The organism is Formosa sp. L2A11 (assembly GCF_009796865.1).
Taxonomy (GTDB): Bacteria; Bacteroidota; Bacteroidia; order Flavobacteriales; family Flavobacteriaceae; genus Formosa.
The window spans coordinates 3502023-3517567 of record NZ_CP047028.1; the positions used below are offsets into that span (position 1 = coordinate 3502023).

Sequence of the window (15545 nt, forward strand, 5' to 3'; positions counted from 1 at the left end):
ATAAAAACAATGCAAACATTGGTTTATCCCGTCTATTTTTGAGATAAAAGCAAACAATTATTTGTATATAACCAGTTGTAAGTTATTTAACCAAAACCTATGAACATCAAGATTGAAAGAAAAATAGAACTACTAAATAAATTGATTGAAAAATCAAAAGAAATTCAATCTGAATCAGATAGTAATCCGAAATTTAAAAGTTGGAAAAATTTAGTCGAGAGAACATTCGTAAAACTATTTGGAGAAAAATCTGTGGAAGTTAAACAACTTAATACCCTAGAATTTCATTATAGAGGTATGAAAATTGGAGGTCAAGATTATAGTCAAACTCATAGAAATTATTACAAAAGGAGCTTTGATACATTGATACAATCAATAGAAAATTATCTAGAAGAATTTAAAGAAGAGTTAGGAACTATTCCAGAAATCGAAGAAAGTAATGAATTAGAAGATAATAATTTAATAACAAAGATTTTTATCAGTCACTCTTCAAAAGATTCTGCAATTGTGGAGGAAGTTATAGAAATTTTGGAATCTATAGGTTTAAATAGTACTCAAATATTTTGCACTTCTTTTAATGGTTATGGAATTGACTATGGAGATAACTTTTTAGAGAGAATAAAAAACGAATTAGATAATAATGCACTTGTCCTATTCATTTTATCAGAAAACTTTTATCAAAGTCCTGTTTGTTTGTGCGAAATGGGAGCAACTTGGATGAAAACTAACACTCATATTCCGATATTAATTCCACCTTTGTCTTTTAAAGATATTAAAGGAGTAATTCCGTTAACTCAAGGATTTGAAATAAATGATACATCAGCATTAACTCAATTTAAAGGACAAATCGAAAGTTTATTTAGTATAAAAAATATTCTAAACAACTCAACTTGGGAAAGAAAAAGAGACAGAATAGTTAATCGAATAAACAAGGAAATAAAATAAAAAACAACTTACAATAACTAAGTATTCGGCTCGCCGATAGGCCAGAGCTGAATATTGTGTTGACGAAGTCGGCAGAAGATGTCTCTTATGGGGAAAACGATGTGTTTAGGGAAGGATGCTTTGGTAATCGATTGTAGTTTACATGTTTAAACTACGCTGATCAGTCTTTATTTGGAAGAGATTGTTTCTTTTTTCGGTAACACTTAATATAATTTCACTTTATAATGGCTTAAATTTTAAGTTTAGCCATTGAGAGGTCTGTCCGCGCTTGCAGATTGTTTTTTTTAATTGACCTTATTTAATTTTTTATCTCTTAATAATACCCTCCAATTTTCGGGAGGACCACGATCGTTAAATAGTAGTATGGTATGTAGTTTTCCTTTTTTACAAACGGGACAACGACGGTGTAAAACAGGTTCGACTGTTTTAATACTCACTATCTTTTTACAAGCCAGTTCGGCTTGTAGTCTCGGTAATTTCTCTTTTTTCCAGCTGCTGCTTAAAATACCGTAATGCCGTATGCGTGTAAAGCCTTGGGTAAAATATGCAAAGCAAAGCGTCTAACAAATTCTTCACTGGACAAAGTCAACTTTATCTTTTTAGCTTGGTGCCGGTAATCTTTCGCGGTAAAAGTCACCGTTTTATTTTCACGATCTACAGCAATAATACGATGGTTACTTATTGCAATTTTATGCGTGTATCTGCCTAGATATTCAATAACATATTTTGGACTTCTAAAAGATTGTTTCGCATAGATCACCCATTTTTTACTGTACACTGTATTATAAACTTTCTTTGGGATTTTTACTTCACTTTTCCTAAGTTCAGAGATAAATTTAGCCTTAAACACCTTGCTCATAGATTTTACATTGAATAGATATTTACCTTTATTTTTTGCACTTTTCCATGTCCCTGATTTACGCCATCCACCGCCAGGAACAATACAATGCAAGTGCGGATGTAGGCTCATGTTTTGTCCCCAGGTATGAAGTATAGCAATCATACCCAGTTTAGCGCCCAAGTGTTTGGGGTTGTCTCCAAACTGTTGCAGGGTTTGCCATGCGGTTCTAAATAAACTGCTATAAATTACTTTACCATGACTCAGGCGTAGGTATTAAACTCACTTGGAAGCGTAAAAACGATATGAAAATAAGGCACATTTAATAGTTCGCCTTCTCTGGCTTTTATCCACTGTTCACGTTTGTGTCCCTGGCATGTTGGGCAATGTCTATTTCTGCAACTGTTATAACTAATGTGTAAGGCTTGGCAACAATCGCATTTATCAATATGGCCACCCATAGCTTTGGTGCGACACCTTCTTATGGCTTGTAACCCACGGTAATGCCAAGAGGTCAGACTCAATGTTTTGAGCTGTAGCTGTTCCATTTCTAAAATGTCAGCTACTTTATGTTTACAAAACATTAATCGTAAAGTTTATCCAAGGGAGAAAATTTGGAACCACTAGGCAAATTGGCAACATGAAGATACGTGAGTGTCATCTCGATATGTGCATGTCCAAGAAGTTCCTTTAAACTGACGATATCAACACCATACTCTAATAAATGTGTAGCAAACGTGTGCCGTAAAGTATGGGCAGTTATCTGTTTAGAACTCCCTATTTTACTTCTGTTTCTTTAATAATCCAGCGTATACCGTTGGTGGTTAATCCGCGTGATTCTCCAGCTTTAGAAACTTGGCTATTAAAAAGATGTCCCTGAGGGTTTTCTGTTGTGATGTATTTTTTTAATCCCCTAATCAGAAGCGGACTCAAAGGCACATAGCGATCTATTTTTCCTTTTTTCTTAGGAATAAACACGGTTTTACGCTCAAAATCGAGATCAGATAATTTAACAGCGCAGAGTTCGTAGCTACGCAGTCCACACCGTAAAGCATACCTATTATCAAACGATGCTTAAGATATTTAGGCGCTTTTAAAAGGCGCTTAACTTCCTCTTTATTTAGAACACATGGTAGTTTAATATCTCTTTTAATTTGAGGAAGCGCTACACGTTTGGCTTCCATGCCCATCACTTTGTAGGCTGCTCTGAGTCCGAAAATGGTGTGTTTAAAAGAAAACTCTCGGAAGGTGTTTTGTGAAGTTTCTGGCAATGGTAAAGATAGTTCTGAACGTGTTCTACCGATAGTTTTTCAGGACTTCGGTTGTAATGCAAAGCTAAGTGTGCCAAGCACCGGAGATAGTTGTTTAAAGTGCTTTTGGCTTTGCCATTAATAGAGAAACTCTGTTCGAGTTTGGTTTGAAGATGACTGAAATCCTTTACATCTGAAAAGGCGCGTTCAGCAATGGTTTTACTTTTTTTTAAACATAATAATAGATTTAAAATTTACCCATAAGTTAATAAATCTATTACTTTTACAAAAGAATAACTTATTCTGAATCAGTCAGGAGGGCTTCCGACCGATAGGGAGGATTCGTTCAACAACGTGTAAAAAACATTGCTTATTTTAGACCAAACCAATGGGTGCTGCTATTTTGTTAGCTGCTGATTTTCCTACGGAAAATCCTCGCTATACAAAACCGCAACGTTCCTTACACAAAACCGTTGTAGCACATTATGACAAACTACGCAGAAAAATATTTTGGAAAGGATTTAGAAGAACTAGAATACGCAGATATTTCTAATTTCTTCATAGAATCTAAAGAAGAATCTGATAAGATTGAATACAAAGCTTTCCATCCTGATTATGGGAATTTCAATCAAAATCTAGATGGAGTAATACGAGGAATTTGTGGATTTTCACCACAGGTAATATTGAACAGTTAACAGAAAAATATAAAAAAGAAATCGAAAGATATATTTATCCAAATGGGAGAAATATGGATTTACGTGAGACTGAGGCTCGAAAAATAATTCTCACAGTTCGCAAAATGAATATCACAGAACTCAATATTGAATTGGAATTACATTATGTAAGCTGTTGCCTAGAAATTATTGAAGATTTTGGATATTGGCATGAGAATTATTATATAGCATTGGGAAAAATGTTTAACAACGCAATAAATGGAATTTCAGAACTTGGAATTGAAGATAATATAACGAGAAAGTAATATCGTTATATTCAAAAGCCAGTGAATATGGAATTGAATTAGAGTATTAACGAAAAAAAGCAAGTGGTTAACACTGTATAAAAACAATGCTTAGTTTATTGCTTAATCAAGGGTCCGTGTACTTTTGTTACGTCTTGTAGGCTCACCTTTTTTAGGTTTATGCTATCTAATCTAATGGTTTTTAAAGTAGCATACCTACTAAATTAAAAAATAAGATCTTGAAAACAGCTAATTCAAAAAACTGTATTTTAGTAGAAATATATAAAACAGCAGTTGGTTATTAGACAAACTGACGTTGTGCAACATACTCCGAAAACATTGCAACTATGGAGACAAATGGGAAATTAAGAGATCAGATTTTTGAGATAATTAATAATCAACTCAGGGATAACGACCCTCCTGAGACTAAAACAACATTGGATAGATTACTAGAACAAGGATATGATGATTTTCTAATCAAACAGATGATTGGACAGTGTATCGTAGTTGAGTTGTTTGATGTTATAAAACATGGAAAGTCTTATAACAATGAACGATATATTAAGAATTTAATAGCTTTGCCTAAGGAACCATTTGATTAGATTAAATGAAAAAACCTCTTAAAAGAGAATACAGGCTTCGTACAGCAAAGGATTGGATAAAAACTTATTCAGGAAACAATGTTGTTAAAGGGTATTCAAAAAAGTATTCCGTTGACAAATTTTGTGCTATTAAGGAATTAAGAATGATTGGAATTGAAATTACAGAAGAGTACGAAAATCAGTTGCGAAAATCTTTGGAATCACATAAACAGCTAAGACTTACATTAAAGAAAAAGCAAGAGGATCAATTAAATGCCTCATGCACTTATGAAAGTGATGAATATTTCGCAATGATTCTTGGATATACAAGCGGAGGATTTCCATACGGAGTGACACATGAAGAAATGGAAGAAATAAAAAAGTGAAACCAAAATTGAATAACTATGGCAGTAGTAAAACAAGCACTTAAAACTTTAGTTTCTTGAACCAAAGAAAACTCTTAAAGTTAGTTGGAATTCAAAACTGTCAATAGAACAGCATTTTCTCCGCTGAAATTTTTACCAAAACCCTGTAAACATTAAGTTAACGGAGTTTTTCATTTTTTATACTTTTCATAAAATACCAAATAAGACATATATCACGGGACTCATTCGGTTTCATTTACTTGATTATTCCAAGCGACACCGAATAGCACTCAATCAACCACAAAACAAACTATACTATTAAAATAAAACTTAAAATATGGAGAGTAATTCAATACTTATGTAGATAAGCTCTTTTTCCAAAATGTAACTTTTTCATGGAATGAAGTGGATATGTGCTAACCGAATTCTGAAAATGAATCTTCTTCCAGTAGTAGGATGCTAAGCGAACGTAATGTTAAGGCTGTAGGCTGTAATGGAGTTTGATTGCTTCCCGTTTTTCTCGGGAATTAGGAAGCAAGTGAAATAGAAGACGGAAGCCTTAACGTTGTGTTCAAGACTTTTTAAGGAAGCGATTTTCCCGAAATGAAGCTTTTCGCAGAATGTAGTGGAATGGGCTGAAAGATAGGACCAGCCACTAACCTTAAGGAAATCTCCTACTTCTTGATAAGTTTTAACTAAAAATAATGTTAAATAATATCAAAAAATATAAACATCCACAAAACGCACTAACTAAAGCTTATTCTGTACTTATTCTGTACTAGTTAAAAACAAGAAAGGCTTCACATTGCTGTGAAGCCTTATAAACACTTGTAGCGAGAACGAGATTTGAACTCGTGACCTCTGGGTTATGAATCCAACGCTCTAACCAACTGAGCTACCTCGCCTTATTTTGAGGGTGCAAATATAACAACTTTTTTAGTATCTCCAAACTTTTTTTAATAAAAGTTAATTTTTATTTAAATTATCAAGAAAGTCTCTAATTAATGTATATATTGAGCCCAATAATTTTTGATTTAACACATGGAAGATAAAATAAAATTTGAACTTGAATTCCCAATAAAAGCCTCCCCAACACTATTATATAATTATATTTCTACACCATCTGGATTATCTGAATGGTTTGCAGACAATGTAAATTCTAGAGGAGAACTTTATGAATTTATTTGGGATGGCGCTGGAGAACAAGCTAAAATGCTAAGTAAAAAAAGCGGAGAGCGAATTAAGTTTAGATGGTTACATGATGAAGATGATCCATATTTCTTTGAATTACGTATTCAAGTAGATGAAATTACTAAAGATGTGTCTTTAATTATTGTGGACTTTTCTGAAGAAGATGAAGTTAACGAAACTAAAATGCTTTGGGAAAATCAAATTTCAGATTTAAAGCATGTCTTAGGTTCTGCATAAACGTTTTTTATATATTTTAAAGTATATTTGCCCGAAACTATTCGGGCTTTTTTTATGATTAATTTTAACGGTACTATTCAGGATACAAAAACAGTTTTAAACTCAAACAATAGAGGTTTTGCCTACGGCGATGCTTTGTTTGAAACTATAAAAACATCTTATGGAAAACTTCTTTTTTGGGAAGATCATTATTTTCGTCTAATGTCGTCAATGCGTATCCTACGTATGGAAATTCCTATGAATTTTAATATGGAATTTCTTGAAGCTGAAATTAAAAACACTTTAGAAGCAAACCAACTAACAGATGCTTCTGCCCGTATTAAACTTACCGTTTTTAGAAATGAAGGCGGCTTATATTTACCCGAAACTAATGATGTCTCTTTTATAATTGACGCAAAACCATTAGAAGACGATTTCTATATCATTTCAGACAAAAACTATGAAATCGATTTATTTAAAGACTTCTACATCTCTCCTAGTTTACTTTCTACATTAAAGACCAATAACAAAGCTTTAAATGTAATTGGGAGCATCTATGCTAAAGAAAATAACCTACAGAATTGTTTGACACTTAACACAAATAAAAACGTAGTAGAAGCCTTAAATGGAAATGTATTTGTGGTAAAAGGAAATACTATAAAAACAGCGCCTTTAACAGATGGTTGCTTAAAAGGAGTTATGCGCAAGCAACTTATTGAAGTTATTAAAGCAATACCAGAATACGAGTTGGTAGAAGCTTCTATATCTGCATTCGAACTTCAAAAAGCAGACGAAATTTTTATTAGCAATACCATTACAGGAATACAGCCCGTGAGTAAATACCGTAAAAAGATTTTTACAAATACGGTTTCTAAATCACTAATTCAAAAATTAAATGTAAAAATGAGATTAAACTAGTTGTAACTAGGGTTTTCTGGTGCATTAGACCAAATACTATATTCGCCACCAAATTCTACCATTTTCTCTTTCCAAAACGATTCGTAGTCTTTTTCTATGATATTATTTTGGTATACATTTTCTGTAACAACCCAAGAATTAACACGTAATTCTTCATCTAGCTGGTTGCTATCCCATCCCGAATACCCTAAAAAGAATCTAATATCTTTTTCTTCTATTTGGTTATTGGCTATAAGATCTGCAACAACATTAAAATCTCCACCCCAAAAAATGCCTAAAGAAATCTCAATACTATCTGGTATTAAATCTGGCACTTTATGTATAAAGTATAAATTATCTTGCTCTACAGGCCCTCCGTTATACACTTTAAAATTCGCGTTAATTTCAGGGATTAGGTCGTTAATTGTATAATCTAAAGGCTTATTTAAAATAAAACCTATAGAACCTTCATTGGTGTAATCTGCTAGTAGAACTATTGATCGATTAAAAGATACATCTCCTATAATTGATGGCTCTGCGATTAACAAACTACCTTTTTTTGGTTTAATTGTAATCATATTTCATAGGAATTTATAACTAAAACTAATATTATTTTTGTTAAAATCCAATGTTTGATGAAAATATAATAAAAAAGCCTTCTAAAAATAGAAGGCTTTTAAAAATATGTTAGGAGTAAATGATTAGTTTACAGCACCTGATAATTCAGATCCAGCTTTAAACTTTACAACTTTTTTAGCTGCAATTTGAATCGTTTTACCTGTTTGTGGGTTTCTTCCTTCTCTTGCTGCTCTTTCAGAAACTGAAAAAGAACCAAATCCTACTAAAGAAACTCTTTTTCCTTCTTTTAAAGCTCCTCCTATTTCAGAAAGTGCACTTTCTAATGCTTTTTTAGCTGCAGCTTTTGAAATACCTGCTTGTTCTGCCATTGCATCGATTAAATCTGTTTTGTTCATAATTTTAAATTTAATAATTAATAAATCGTTGGTTATTCTTCTAAATCCAATACAAAATTATACGGATTAGTCTAGCACGCAAGTAATAGCAAAGGAAAAGCACCTATTTGTTAATAACTTCAGAAATTTGTTGATAACGATTGCGCATTTCTTCAGATTAACTCTAAAATGAGCTATAATAAGGGGTTACAGTAACTTTGCTCCCGTTTTAAATTCATAACCATTTAATAAATCTTTTGCTTGCATATTTCGTTTTCCAGGGAGTTTCATATAATTAATATGTATAAAACCACCAGCAACCGCAACTTTAATTTCTTTCTTTGTATTCTGGATAGATCCAATTTCAAAATCATGAGGTTCTAATTCCATACTTGCCTCGTAAATTTTAACATCTAACGCATCGTCTCCGTTTTCTAAAATACACCATGCTGCTGGATATGGACTTAAACCACGTATTTTATTATGAATATCTGTTATAGATGCATTCCAATCTATTTTACAATTATCTCTATTTAATTTATAAGCTGTTTTTAAGTCGGAATTCTCTATTTGTGGTGTTGTTATTACCTCTTCTGCTTCAATTTGCTTTACGGTCTTTAAAACAAGTTTACTTCCCAAATGCATTAGCTTATCATGTAACTCTCCAGCATTTTCATTGGGAGCAATAATTACGGATTCTTGCTGAATCATTTCACCAGTATCAATCTCTTCATCTATAAAGAAAGTAGAAACTCCCGTTTTTGTATCTCCATTAATAATAGCCCAGTTAATTGGTGCTGCACCACGGTAATTTGGCAATAAAGAAGCGTGTAAATTAAAAGTTCCCAATTCTGGCATATCCCAGACTACTTTGGGCAACATTCTAAACGCAACAACAATATTTAAATTCGCATTTAATCCTTTTAATTCGGCTAAAAAGTCTTCATTTTTTAAATTTGTAGGCTGTAATACCGTTAAATTTTGAGAAACGGCATATTGTTTTACAGCACTTTCGTTTAACTTTCGTCCGCGACCTGCTGGCTTATCTGGAGCCGTAATTACACCAACAATATTATATTTATTTTCGACTAATGTTTTTAACGTGGAAACTGCAAAATCTGGCGTTCCCATGAATACAATATTTAATTTTTTCATTTTTTATATCTTTTGAAATAATATCGGCTTAAATCTAAATTTTAAGTGTGATATAATTTATAAGTATTCGTTTTTGTAACGGCTACAATATGATGTTCTAATAATAATTTTAAAACCGCTAATACATCTGCTTCTGTACAATTTATAGCTAAAGCCAATGCTCTAGAAGATAAATGGCCATGTTCTAAGTGAGTAATAATTTGTTTTCTAATAGTAGTAAAATCTATTGGTTTAGCTTTTTTTAAAGGCTTAACTGCACCAATACATACCGAACAAATACCACAAGGTTTTGCCTCTTTTTCTCCAAAATATTTTAACAACTGCACGGTTTTACAAACACTATCGTTATTTACATAATCTAATACGCTTTGTACTTGCTTCTGCTTTAAATCGTTTTGTTGTTCAATAATATTTGCAATCCTATTTATTGTTTTATCGTCTTCACGTGGCTCTATAAAAGTAACCTGAGCATCTGTTTTTGTTTGTTGTAAAGTTACAATTTCATCTTTTGCTAAAGCATCTAAAGCACGTAAAAGCACATGTTCCTGAACAGATGCTTTTTCAGACACTAAAATTGTATTTATTTTGGTAGCATGTTCAAAAATACCTCCGTAAGTTCTTAATAACGTTTTTACTATAAGTTGTAATTCTGTGTGTGTGTCTAAATAATGAAATAGAGATGCATTAGTAATTACAAACTGTACCAAAGTTTTATTTTGAAACTGTTTAGTTAACGTAATAATACTTGTTCTGTCTAAAATTTGAAGGGCATTAAATGCCAATACACCATTAAATTTATATGCTTTACAGAATTCGTTAAAATTAAAATCGTGCGTTGTTAATGCGCCTTCTCCGTAAGAAATCTGACAAAAATTAGAGAGTTTTCTATACACTTGCTTAATAAAACTTATACTTGGCAAGACATCTAAAAACTGATTTTTAACCAATAATTCATCACTTTTATTTTTCAGAATAACAGCAAATGCTTTTTGGCCATTTCGGCCTGCACGACCAGCTTCCTGAAAATAACTTTCTAAACTATCTGGTAAATTAAGATGGATTACCGTTTTAACATCGGGTTTATCTATTCCCATACCAAAGGCATTGGTAGCGACCATAACTTGTATTTTATTAGCCAACCAATCGTTTAAACGTTCGTCTTTTTCATGATTACTCAATCCGCCATGAAACGATGATGCTTTTATACCTTTAGACCCTAAAAAATTAGCGATTTCCGAAGTCAGCTTACGGCTACGTACATATATAATAGAAGAAGCCGAATATTTTTTTAAAATGGTTTCTATACGGTAATATTTATCATCTTCATGAAAAACCATATAGGCCAAATTTGGTCTAAAAAAAGATTGTTTAAAAATTTTAGGTTTAATAAAATCGAGTTCGGTAATAATATCTTCTACAACCAAAGGTGTTGCAGACGCTGTTAACGCCATACAATTTACCGTAGGGTGTAATTCGCGAAGTGTAGTAATACTTTTGTAAGCAGGCCTAAAATCGTTTCCCCATTGCGAAATACAATGCGCCTCGTCTATGGCAATAAGATTTACATGCATTAGCCTAATGCGCTCTTGTACCAATTCTTGCTGAAGGCGTTCTGGAGAAATATATAAAAACTTATACTTCCCATAAATGCAATTATCCAACATGGCATCTAACTCGCTATATTTAAGCCCGCTAGTTAATGCCATAGCTTTTATTCCCTTATCCTGAAGTACCTGCACCTGATTTTTCATAAGTGCAACAAGCGGAGAAATAACAATGCAAATACCGTCTTGAGCTAAAGCTGGAATTTGAAAACACATAGATTTTCCGCCACCAGTAGGCATTAATACAAAAACATCTTCCCCATCAATAGCCGCTTGAATCGCTTCTTCTTGAAAGGGCCGAAATTCTGTAAAATTCCAATACCGCTCTAATATTTTTAAAGGATGCTGCATTACAGCGCTTTTATTTCATTTAAAATATAATCGGCTCTATTTTCAACCGTATCAAAAGGGACATTTATTAAGGTGTAATTAAAACCTTCGTAGGTTTTTACTAAACACTTATGAATTTCTAAAGCTTGTTCAAAATTTTCGTAACGCACCGCATCACTCTTATAAATTTCTTTCCATGGTTTTAATATAAAAATATGATCGTAAGTTAAAGAATCGCATACCTTTTTAAAGGTATCTGGGTAAACATCTCCAATAAAATCCATGTATGCCAAAACGTCGTGCACACCACGATCTATAAAAACATACGGTTTTAATATTGTATTTGCTTCGTGAAACTGAGATTCTCTTCCCTTTAAAAGGCGTTCGCTAAATAGTACAGGTTGTGTTAAGAACATCTGTTCTACCCCGTCTTCTCTAGCTTGCAAGGTTACTTGCCTAGATATTTCTTCTAAACACGAGTACCCTTTTTTTTGTAATTCATGTATTATTGATGATTTTCCTGTTCCGGGTCCTCCTGTTATAACAATTTTCTTCGTATTCAATTTGGCAAGGTTTTGGCTGTAAAATTCGTGATTTTAATCAGAAATAAAAAATGCTAACGAAATACTATCTTAGCAACTTAAAAAATAATCATGAGCGAGAAACAAAATCCAGACGAATTCTATAGTAAATTAAAAACACAATTATACGACACAGCCTCTTGGCCAGCTGTATATTTATATAAATTTATAGTACTATCGGATCCTAAAAAAATAGGAGAAATTGAAGGGATTTTTAACGACCTAGGAGCTGTTATAAAAACACAACCTTCTAAAAACGGAAAATATACCAGTATCTCCATAAATGCTAAAATGAAAGACCCAGAGTCTATTATTGAAAAATATAAAGAAGTTTCAGAAAATGTTGAAGGCGTTATAAGTCTTTAATAATTTTTTGTATTTTGCGAGGGCATAATTACTTCGTGCACATTTAATACTACACTTATATTTTGATAGATAACATAGAATACAACACAGAGCGTGAACCTTTGATTATTCCTGAGTATGGAAGACATCTCCAAAAAATGGTTAATCATGCCAAAACCATTGAAAACAGAGACGACAGGAATAAAGAAGCACATGCTATTATTGCGGTAATGGGGAATTTACAACCTCATTTAAGAGACGTTCCTGATTTTCAACATAAACTTTGGGATCAACTCTTTATAATTGCAAATTTTGAATTAGATGTAGACTCACCTTATGGTATTCCTGATAAGGAATTATTAGAAAAAAGACCAGAATCTTTACCTTATCCTCAAAATTTTCCTAAATATCGTTTTTATGGAAATAACATAAAAACCATGATTGATGTTGCAAACACCTGGGAAGACGGCGAACTTAAAGAGGCGCTTATTTTTAGTATTGCAAACCACATGAAAAAGTGTTTTCTAAATTGGAATAAAGATACTGTAGACGATAATGTGATTTTTAATCATTTATATGAATTGTCTGATGGTAAAATAAATTTAAAGAATACAGACGAAGATCTTTCGGATTCTACAAGTTTATTACGTACTAAAAAGAAATATAGTTCGTCTACAAACACTAAGAAGACTTACAAGAAAAATACAAATACGAATACAAACCGTAATAGAAAACGCTACTAATAGCTATGGCTACATTTATTATAGAAGGACAACACCAATTAAAAGGTAGCATCCAACCTCAAGGCGCGAAAAACGAAGCCTTACAAATTTTATGTGCAGTACTTTTAACTGCAGAAAAAGTTACAATTAACAACATTCCAGATATTGTTGATGTAAATAAACTAATAGATCTTTTACGCAAATTAGGTGTAAAAGTGAACAAAATAGACAAAGGATCTTACACATTTAAAGCAGATGAAGTAAATTTAAAATATTTAGAATCTGAAGCTTTTAAAGAAGACGGAAAAGGACTTCGTGGTTCTATCATGATTGTTGGTCCGCTACTAGCCCGTTTTGGAAAAGGATATATACCAAAACCTGGAGGAGATAAAATTGGTCGTCGTAGACTAGATACCCATTTTGAAGGTTTTATAAATCTTGGAGCCGATTTTAGATATAATAAAGAAGATCACTTTTACGGCGTTGAGGCTAAAAAATTAAAAGGTGCTTACATGCTTCTAGATGAAGCTTCTGTAACCGGAACAGCAAATATTGTAATGGCAGCCGTTTTAGCAGAAGGTAGAACAACAATATATAATGCAGCTTGCGAACCCTACTTACAACAACTTTGCAAAATGTTAAACCGTATGGGGGCTAAAATTAGCGGTGTAGGGTCTAACATGTTAATTATAGATGGTGTAGATAGTTTAAGTGGTACAGAACACCGTATGCTTCCAGATATGATTGAAATTGGAAGTTGGATTGGTTTAGCTGCAATGACAAAAAGTGAACTTACTATTAAAAATGTAAGTTGGAACGATTTGGGATTAATTCCAAATGTATTTAGAAAATTAGGAATTACAGTAGAACAACAAGGCGACGATATTCATATTCCAGCACATACAGATGGTTATGAAATTCAGAGTTATATAGATGGTTCTATTCTTACAATTTCAGATGCACCTTGGCCAGGATTTACTCCAGACCTATTAAGTATTATTTTAGTTGTAGCAACACAAGCTAGAGGAAGCGTACTTATACATCAGAAAATGTTTGAAAGCCGTTTATTCTTTGTAGATAAGTTAATAGATATGGGAGCAAAAATTATTCTTTGCGATCCGCATCGTGCTACCGTTATTGGTCACGATTTTAAATCGAGCTTAAAAGCAACCACTATGACGTCTCCAGATATTCGTGCTGGTGTTTCTTTATTAATAGCAGCTCTATCTGCAAAAGGAACGTCTACCATTCATAACATTGAACAAATAGATCGTGGTTACGAAAACATAGACGAACGTTTACGTGCCATTGGAGCAAAGATTACAAGATTAGATAGTAATTAGAATTACATATAATTTAAAGTAAAAAGAGGTTTATAATTTATAATATTATAAACCTCTTTCTTTTTTTTACTGTTAGCATTATAATTATTGTAAAGCGTCTTTTAACGCATTATAAACTGCTTTTTCTTTATCACTAAATTTCACACCTCCAAAACCTAAAATATCACCTTCTGTTCCAGCATTTGCAACATGTTCTGCTATTTCTAATAACCAGCTTTTAAATTCGGTTACTGTATTTTCAGATTCTTTTTCTTTTAAAACGGCCATAGTAGCCACACAGTCTTCTAAAACTTTTGCAGCTAAGTCTTCTTTCGTTTTAACACCATATGCCTTTATTTTCTCTGTAAGGTAACTTTTCTCTGCTTTTACCTCTCCCATTGCAACTTCTGGATCTTTTGTATTTGGAACAATGACTTGTATTAACAGGTTATTAGGGTATGCTTCTAAGCCGCCTAGAAAACTTTTAGCAGTAGCAAACATTTCTTTTGTAGATCCTACAAAACCACTACTATCTGCTCCTGCAATTATTCCTGCAACTAATTGTGGCAATGTTGCAATTGTACTCCATTCCGTATCAGAATACTGTTCTAATTTACTCATTGATTTTTTGTTTTTTAATTATAGTGTTGAAGATACACATTAAAAAAAAGAACATTATTAAAATTGCATAATATTAAGACAAACTTCTTCTATAAACTTTTTATAAATGATTTCGTTTTATTTATAATAAGACACAAAATACACCACCAATAAACACAAAAAACAAATCACTTTATTAAGTTAAAATCCGAAGTAAAACAACTCTAAAAAAAGAGTTAAATTTTAACATATAAATCCATCTATTTTTCACTTTTCAATTCAAAAAAAGCATTTAAAACAACCTATAATAAAGAGTAAAATTACATCAATTTTAATCTTTATTTTAACATAAAAAAGAATAAAACACGTGTTATAACGCACATGAACAATAAATCGTTTTTTTTTGTAAAAATTGACATATCTATAAAAAAATATGACATATATCATATTTTTTTAAATATTAACCAAAATAATTGCCATACAAATAAACATATCGTAATACTGTAAATGTTAAATAAATGTTAATTTTATCTTAAAACCAATAAGATAAAAAAGTCTTTAACCTCGTCATCTTTACGGAATTAGACTACATAATAAAAATATAAGTAATTACTCACAAAAAACAGCCCTTGTTTTCTACTCAAATTCGATAGTATATTTGCATTTTAAAATCAAATAAGCGTCAAAACAAC

At 32.2% G+C, this 15545-nt stretch carries 19 protein-coding genes, 1 tRNA gene and 1 pseudogene; 10 read left to right on the forward strand and 11 right to left on the reverse strand.

Annotated elements, in window-relative coordinates; translation table 11 throughout:
* The first annotated feature begins 99 nt into the window (after positions 1 to 99).
* Positions 100 to 945 (forward strand): toll/interleukin-1 receptor domain-containing protein, encoded by an 846-nt coding sequence (locus GQR95_RS15250; protein WP_052416565.1) that lies wholly within the window; start codon positions 100 to 102, stop codon positions 943 to 945.
* A 284-nt stretch (positions 946 to 1229) separates the two neighbouring features.
* Here GQR95_RS15250 and GQR95_RS15255 read toward each other — a convergent pair.
* The 4 genes and pseudogenes from GQR95_RS15255 to GQR95_RS16910 form a co-directional block, all read right to left on the reverse strand.
* A pseudogene (locus GQR95_RS15255) lies at positions 1230 to 2367 on the reverse strand (IS91 family transposase).
* Positions 2367 to 2564 (reverse strand): tyrosine-type recombinase/integrase, encoded by a 198-nt coding sequence (locus GQR95_RS16985; protein ID WP_370514556.1) that lies wholly within the window; start codon positions 2562 to 2564, stop codon positions 2367 to 2369. The pseudogene GQR95_RS15255 and the gene GQR95_RS16985 overlap by 1 nt, the downstream one beginning before the upstream one ends.
* A complete protein-coding gene (locus GQR95_RS16990; protein ID WP_255473266.1) occupies positions 2561 to 2821 on the reverse strand; it encodes a tyrosine-type recombinase/integrase in 261 nt (86 codons plus the stop codon). Before GQR95_RS16990 ends, GQR95_RS16985 begins: the two co-directional genes overlap by 4 nt.
* 151 nt (positions 2822 to 2972) lie before the next feature.
* Positions 2973 to 3287 (reverse strand): phage integrase N-terminal SAM-like domain-containing protein, encoded by a 315-nt coding sequence (locus GQR95_RS16910; protein ID WP_370514557.1) that lies wholly within the window; start codon positions 3285 to 3287, stop codon positions 2973 to 2975.
* Positions 3288 to 3518: 231 nt separating this feature from the next.
* Here GQR95_RS16910 and GQR95_RS15265 point away from each other — a divergent pair, with 231 nt between their 5' ends.
* The 4 genes from GQR95_RS15265 (at position 3519) to GQR95_RS15280 (ending at position 4958) form a co-directional block, all read left to right on the forward strand.
* Positions 3519 to 3728, forward strand: coding sequence for a hypothetical protein (locus GQR95_RS15265; RefSeq protein WP_159023958.1), 210 nt, complete (start codon positions 3519 to 3521; stop codon positions 3726 to 3728).
* Complete coding sequence (locus GQR95_RS15270) at positions 3692 to 4012, forward strand: hypothetical protein (RefSeq protein ID WP_159023959.1); 321 nt, start codon at positions 3692 to 3694, stop codon at positions 4010 to 4012. Before GQR95_RS15265 ends, GQR95_RS15270 begins: the two co-directional genes overlap by 37 nt.
* A 326-nt stretch (positions 4013 to 4338) precedes the next feature.
* On the forward strand, positions 4339 to 4593 hold the full coding sequence (locus tag GQR95_RS15275; protein ID WP_159023960.1) for a hypothetical protein: 255 nt from the start codon (positions 4339 to 4341) through the stop codon (positions 4591 to 4593).
* A 5-nt stretch (positions 4594 to 4598) separates the two neighbouring features.
* The gene (locus tag GQR95_RS15280; protein WP_199269615.1) at positions 4599 to 4958 is read left to right on the forward strand and encodes a hypothetical protein; all 360 of its coding nucleotides are present in this window, start codon (positions 4599 to 4601) and stop codon (positions 4956 to 4958) included.
* Positions 4959 to 5768: 810 nt separating this feature from the next.
* Here the strand turns inward: GQR95_RS15280 and GQR95_RS15285 are convergent.
* Positions 5769 to 5842: transfer RNA gene (locus tag GQR95_RS15285), tRNA-Met, on the reverse strand.
* Positions 5843 to 5978: 136 nt separating this feature from the next.
* On the opposite strand from GQR95_RS15285, the gene GQR95_RS15290 reads away from it, so the two are divergent.
* Both GQR95_RS15290 and GQR95_RS15295 read left to right on the forward strand, forming a co-directional pair.
* Complete coding sequence (locus GQR95_RS15290) at positions 5979 to 6365, forward strand: START-like domain-containing protein (protein ID WP_159023961.1); 387 nt, start codon at positions 5979 to 5981, stop codon at positions 6363 to 6365.
* Between the two features lie 54 nt (positions 6366 to 6419).
* Positions 6420 to 7262, forward strand: a complete 843-nt coding sequence (locus GQR95_RS15295; RefSeq protein ID WP_159023962.1) for an aminotransferase class IV — start codon at positions 6420 to 6422, stop codon at positions 7260 to 7262.
* Here GQR95_RS15295 and GQR95_RS15300 read toward each other — a convergent pair.
* From GQR95_RS15300 to GQR95_RS15320, 5 genes are all read right to left on the reverse strand, one after another.
* Positions 7259 to 7819, reverse strand: a complete 561-nt coding sequence (locus GQR95_RS15300; RefSeq protein WP_159023963.1) for a YqgE/AlgH family protein — start codon at positions 7817 to 7819, stop codon at positions 7259 to 7261. The genes GQR95_RS15295 and GQR95_RS15300 overlap by 4 nt on opposite strands.
* A gap of 123 nt (positions 7820 to 7942) precedes the next feature.
* Positions 7943 to 8215, reverse strand: a complete 273-nt coding sequence (locus tag GQR95_RS15305; protein WP_159023964.1) for an HU family DNA-binding protein — start codon at positions 8213 to 8215, stop codon at positions 7943 to 7945.
* Between the two features lie 186 nt (positions 8216 to 8401).
* Positions 8402 to 9349: a methionyl-tRNA formyltransferase gene (gene fmt / locus GQR95_RS15310; RefSeq protein WP_159023965.1), complete on the reverse strand. Its 948-nt coding sequence runs from the start codon at positions 9347 to 9349 to the stop codon at positions 8402 to 8404.
* Positions 9350 to 9390: 41 nt separating this feature from the next.
* Positions 9391 to 11304 carry an ATP-dependent DNA helicase RecQ gene (locus tag GQR95_RS15315; protein ID WP_159023966.1) on the reverse strand — a complete coding sequence of 638 codons (1914 nt, stop codon included), beginning with the start codon at positions 11302 to 11304 and terminating at the stop codon, positions 9391 to 9393.
* On the reverse strand, positions 11304 to 11846 hold the full coding sequence (locus GQR95_RS15320) for an AAA family ATPase (protein WP_159023967.1): 543 nt from the start codon (positions 11844 to 11846) through the stop codon (positions 11304 to 11306). The genes GQR95_RS15315 and GQR95_RS15320 overlap by 1 nt, the downstream gene beginning before the upstream one ends.
* 90 nt (positions 11847 to 11936) lie before the next feature.
* Between GQR95_RS15320 and GQR95_RS15325 the strand changes: the two genes are divergently transcribed.
* From GQR95_RS15325 to murA, 3 genes are all read left to right on the forward strand, one after another.
* Positions 11937 to 12230: a DUF493 family protein gene (locus GQR95_RS15325; RefSeq protein ID WP_159023968.1), complete on the forward strand. Its 294-nt coding sequence runs from the start codon at positions 11937 to 11939 to the stop codon at positions 12228 to 12230.
* 62 nt (positions 12231 to 12292) lie between these two features.
* Complete coding sequence (locus GQR95_RS15330; protein ID WP_159023969.1) at positions 12293 to 12952, forward strand: DUF4290 domain-containing protein; 660 nt, start codon at positions 12293 to 12295, stop codon at positions 12950 to 12952.
* A 5-nt stretch (positions 12953 to 12957) separates the two neighbouring features.
* Positions 12958 to 14274: a UDP-N-acetylglucosamine 1-carboxyvinyltransferase gene (murA, locus tag GQR95_RS15335; protein WP_159023970.1), complete on the forward strand. Its 1317-nt coding sequence runs from the start codon at positions 12958 to 12960 to the stop codon at positions 14272 to 14274.
* An 84-nt stretch (positions 14275 to 14358) separates the two neighbouring features.
* Here the strand turns inward: murA and GQR95_RS15340 are convergent, their stop codons facing one another.
* A complete protein-coding gene (locus GQR95_RS15340) occupies positions 14359 to 14874 on the reverse strand; it encodes a hypothetical protein (protein WP_159023971.1) in 516 nt (171 codons plus the stop codon).
* Positions 14875 to 15545: the final 671 nt, after the last annotated feature.

What these genes read in the sequence shown, in the direction of transcription:
- GQR95_RS15250 (WP_052416565.1), top strand. Translation starts at nt 100, where the DNA reads ATGAACATCAAGATTGAAAGAAAAATAGAACTACTAAATAAATTGATT.
- GQR95_RS15265 (WP_159023958.1), top strand. Translation starts at nt 3,519, where the DNA reads ATGACAAACTACGCAGAAAAATATTTTGGAAAGGATTTAGAAGAACTA.
- GQR95_RS15275 (WP_159023960.1), top strand. Translation starts at nt 4,339, where the DNA reads ATGGAGACAAATGGGAAATTAAGAGATCAGATTTTTGAGATAATTAAT.
- GQR95_RS15280 (WP_199269615.1), top strand. Translation starts at nt 4,599, where the DNA reads ATGAAAAAACCTCTTAAAAGAGAATACAGGCTTCGTACAGCAAAGGAT.
- GQR95_RS15290 (WP_159023961.1), top strand. Translation starts at nt 5,979, where the DNA reads ATGGAAGATAAAATAAAATTTGAACTTGAATTCCCAATAAAAGCCTCC.
- GQR95_RS15295 (WP_159023962.1), top strand. Translation starts at nt 6,420, where the DNA reads ATGATTAATTTTAACGGTACTATTCAGGATACAAAAACAGTTTTAAAC.
- GQR95_RS15300 (WP_159023963.1), bottom strand. Translation starts at nt 7,819, where the DNA reads ATGATTACAATTAAACCAAAAAAAGGTAGTTTGTTAATCGCAGAGCCA.
- GQR95_RS15305 (WP_159023964.1), bottom strand. Translation starts at nt 8,215, where the DNA reads ATGAACAAAACAGATTTAATCGATGCAATGGCAGAACAAGCAGGTATT.
- fmt (WP_159023965.1), bottom strand. Translation starts at nt 9,349, where the DNA reads ATGAAAAAATTAAATATTGTATTCATGGGAACGCCAGATTTTGCAGTT.
- GQR95_RS15315 (WP_159023966.1), bottom strand. Translation starts at nt 11,304, where the DNA reads ATGCAGCATCCTTTAAAAATATTAGAGCGGTATTGGAATTTTACAGAA.
- GQR95_RS15325 (WP_159023968.1), top strand. Translation starts at nt 11,937, where the DNA reads ATGAGCGAGAAACAAAATCCAGACGAATTCTATAGTAAATTAAAAACA.
- murA (WP_159023970.1), top strand. Translation starts at nt 12,958, where the DNA reads ATGGCTACATTTATTATAGAAGGACAACACCAATTAAAAGGTAGCATC.
- GQR95_RS15340 (WP_159023971.1), bottom strand. Translation starts at nt 14,874, where the DNA reads ATGAGTAAATTAGAACAGTATTCTGATACGGAATGGAGTACAATTGCA.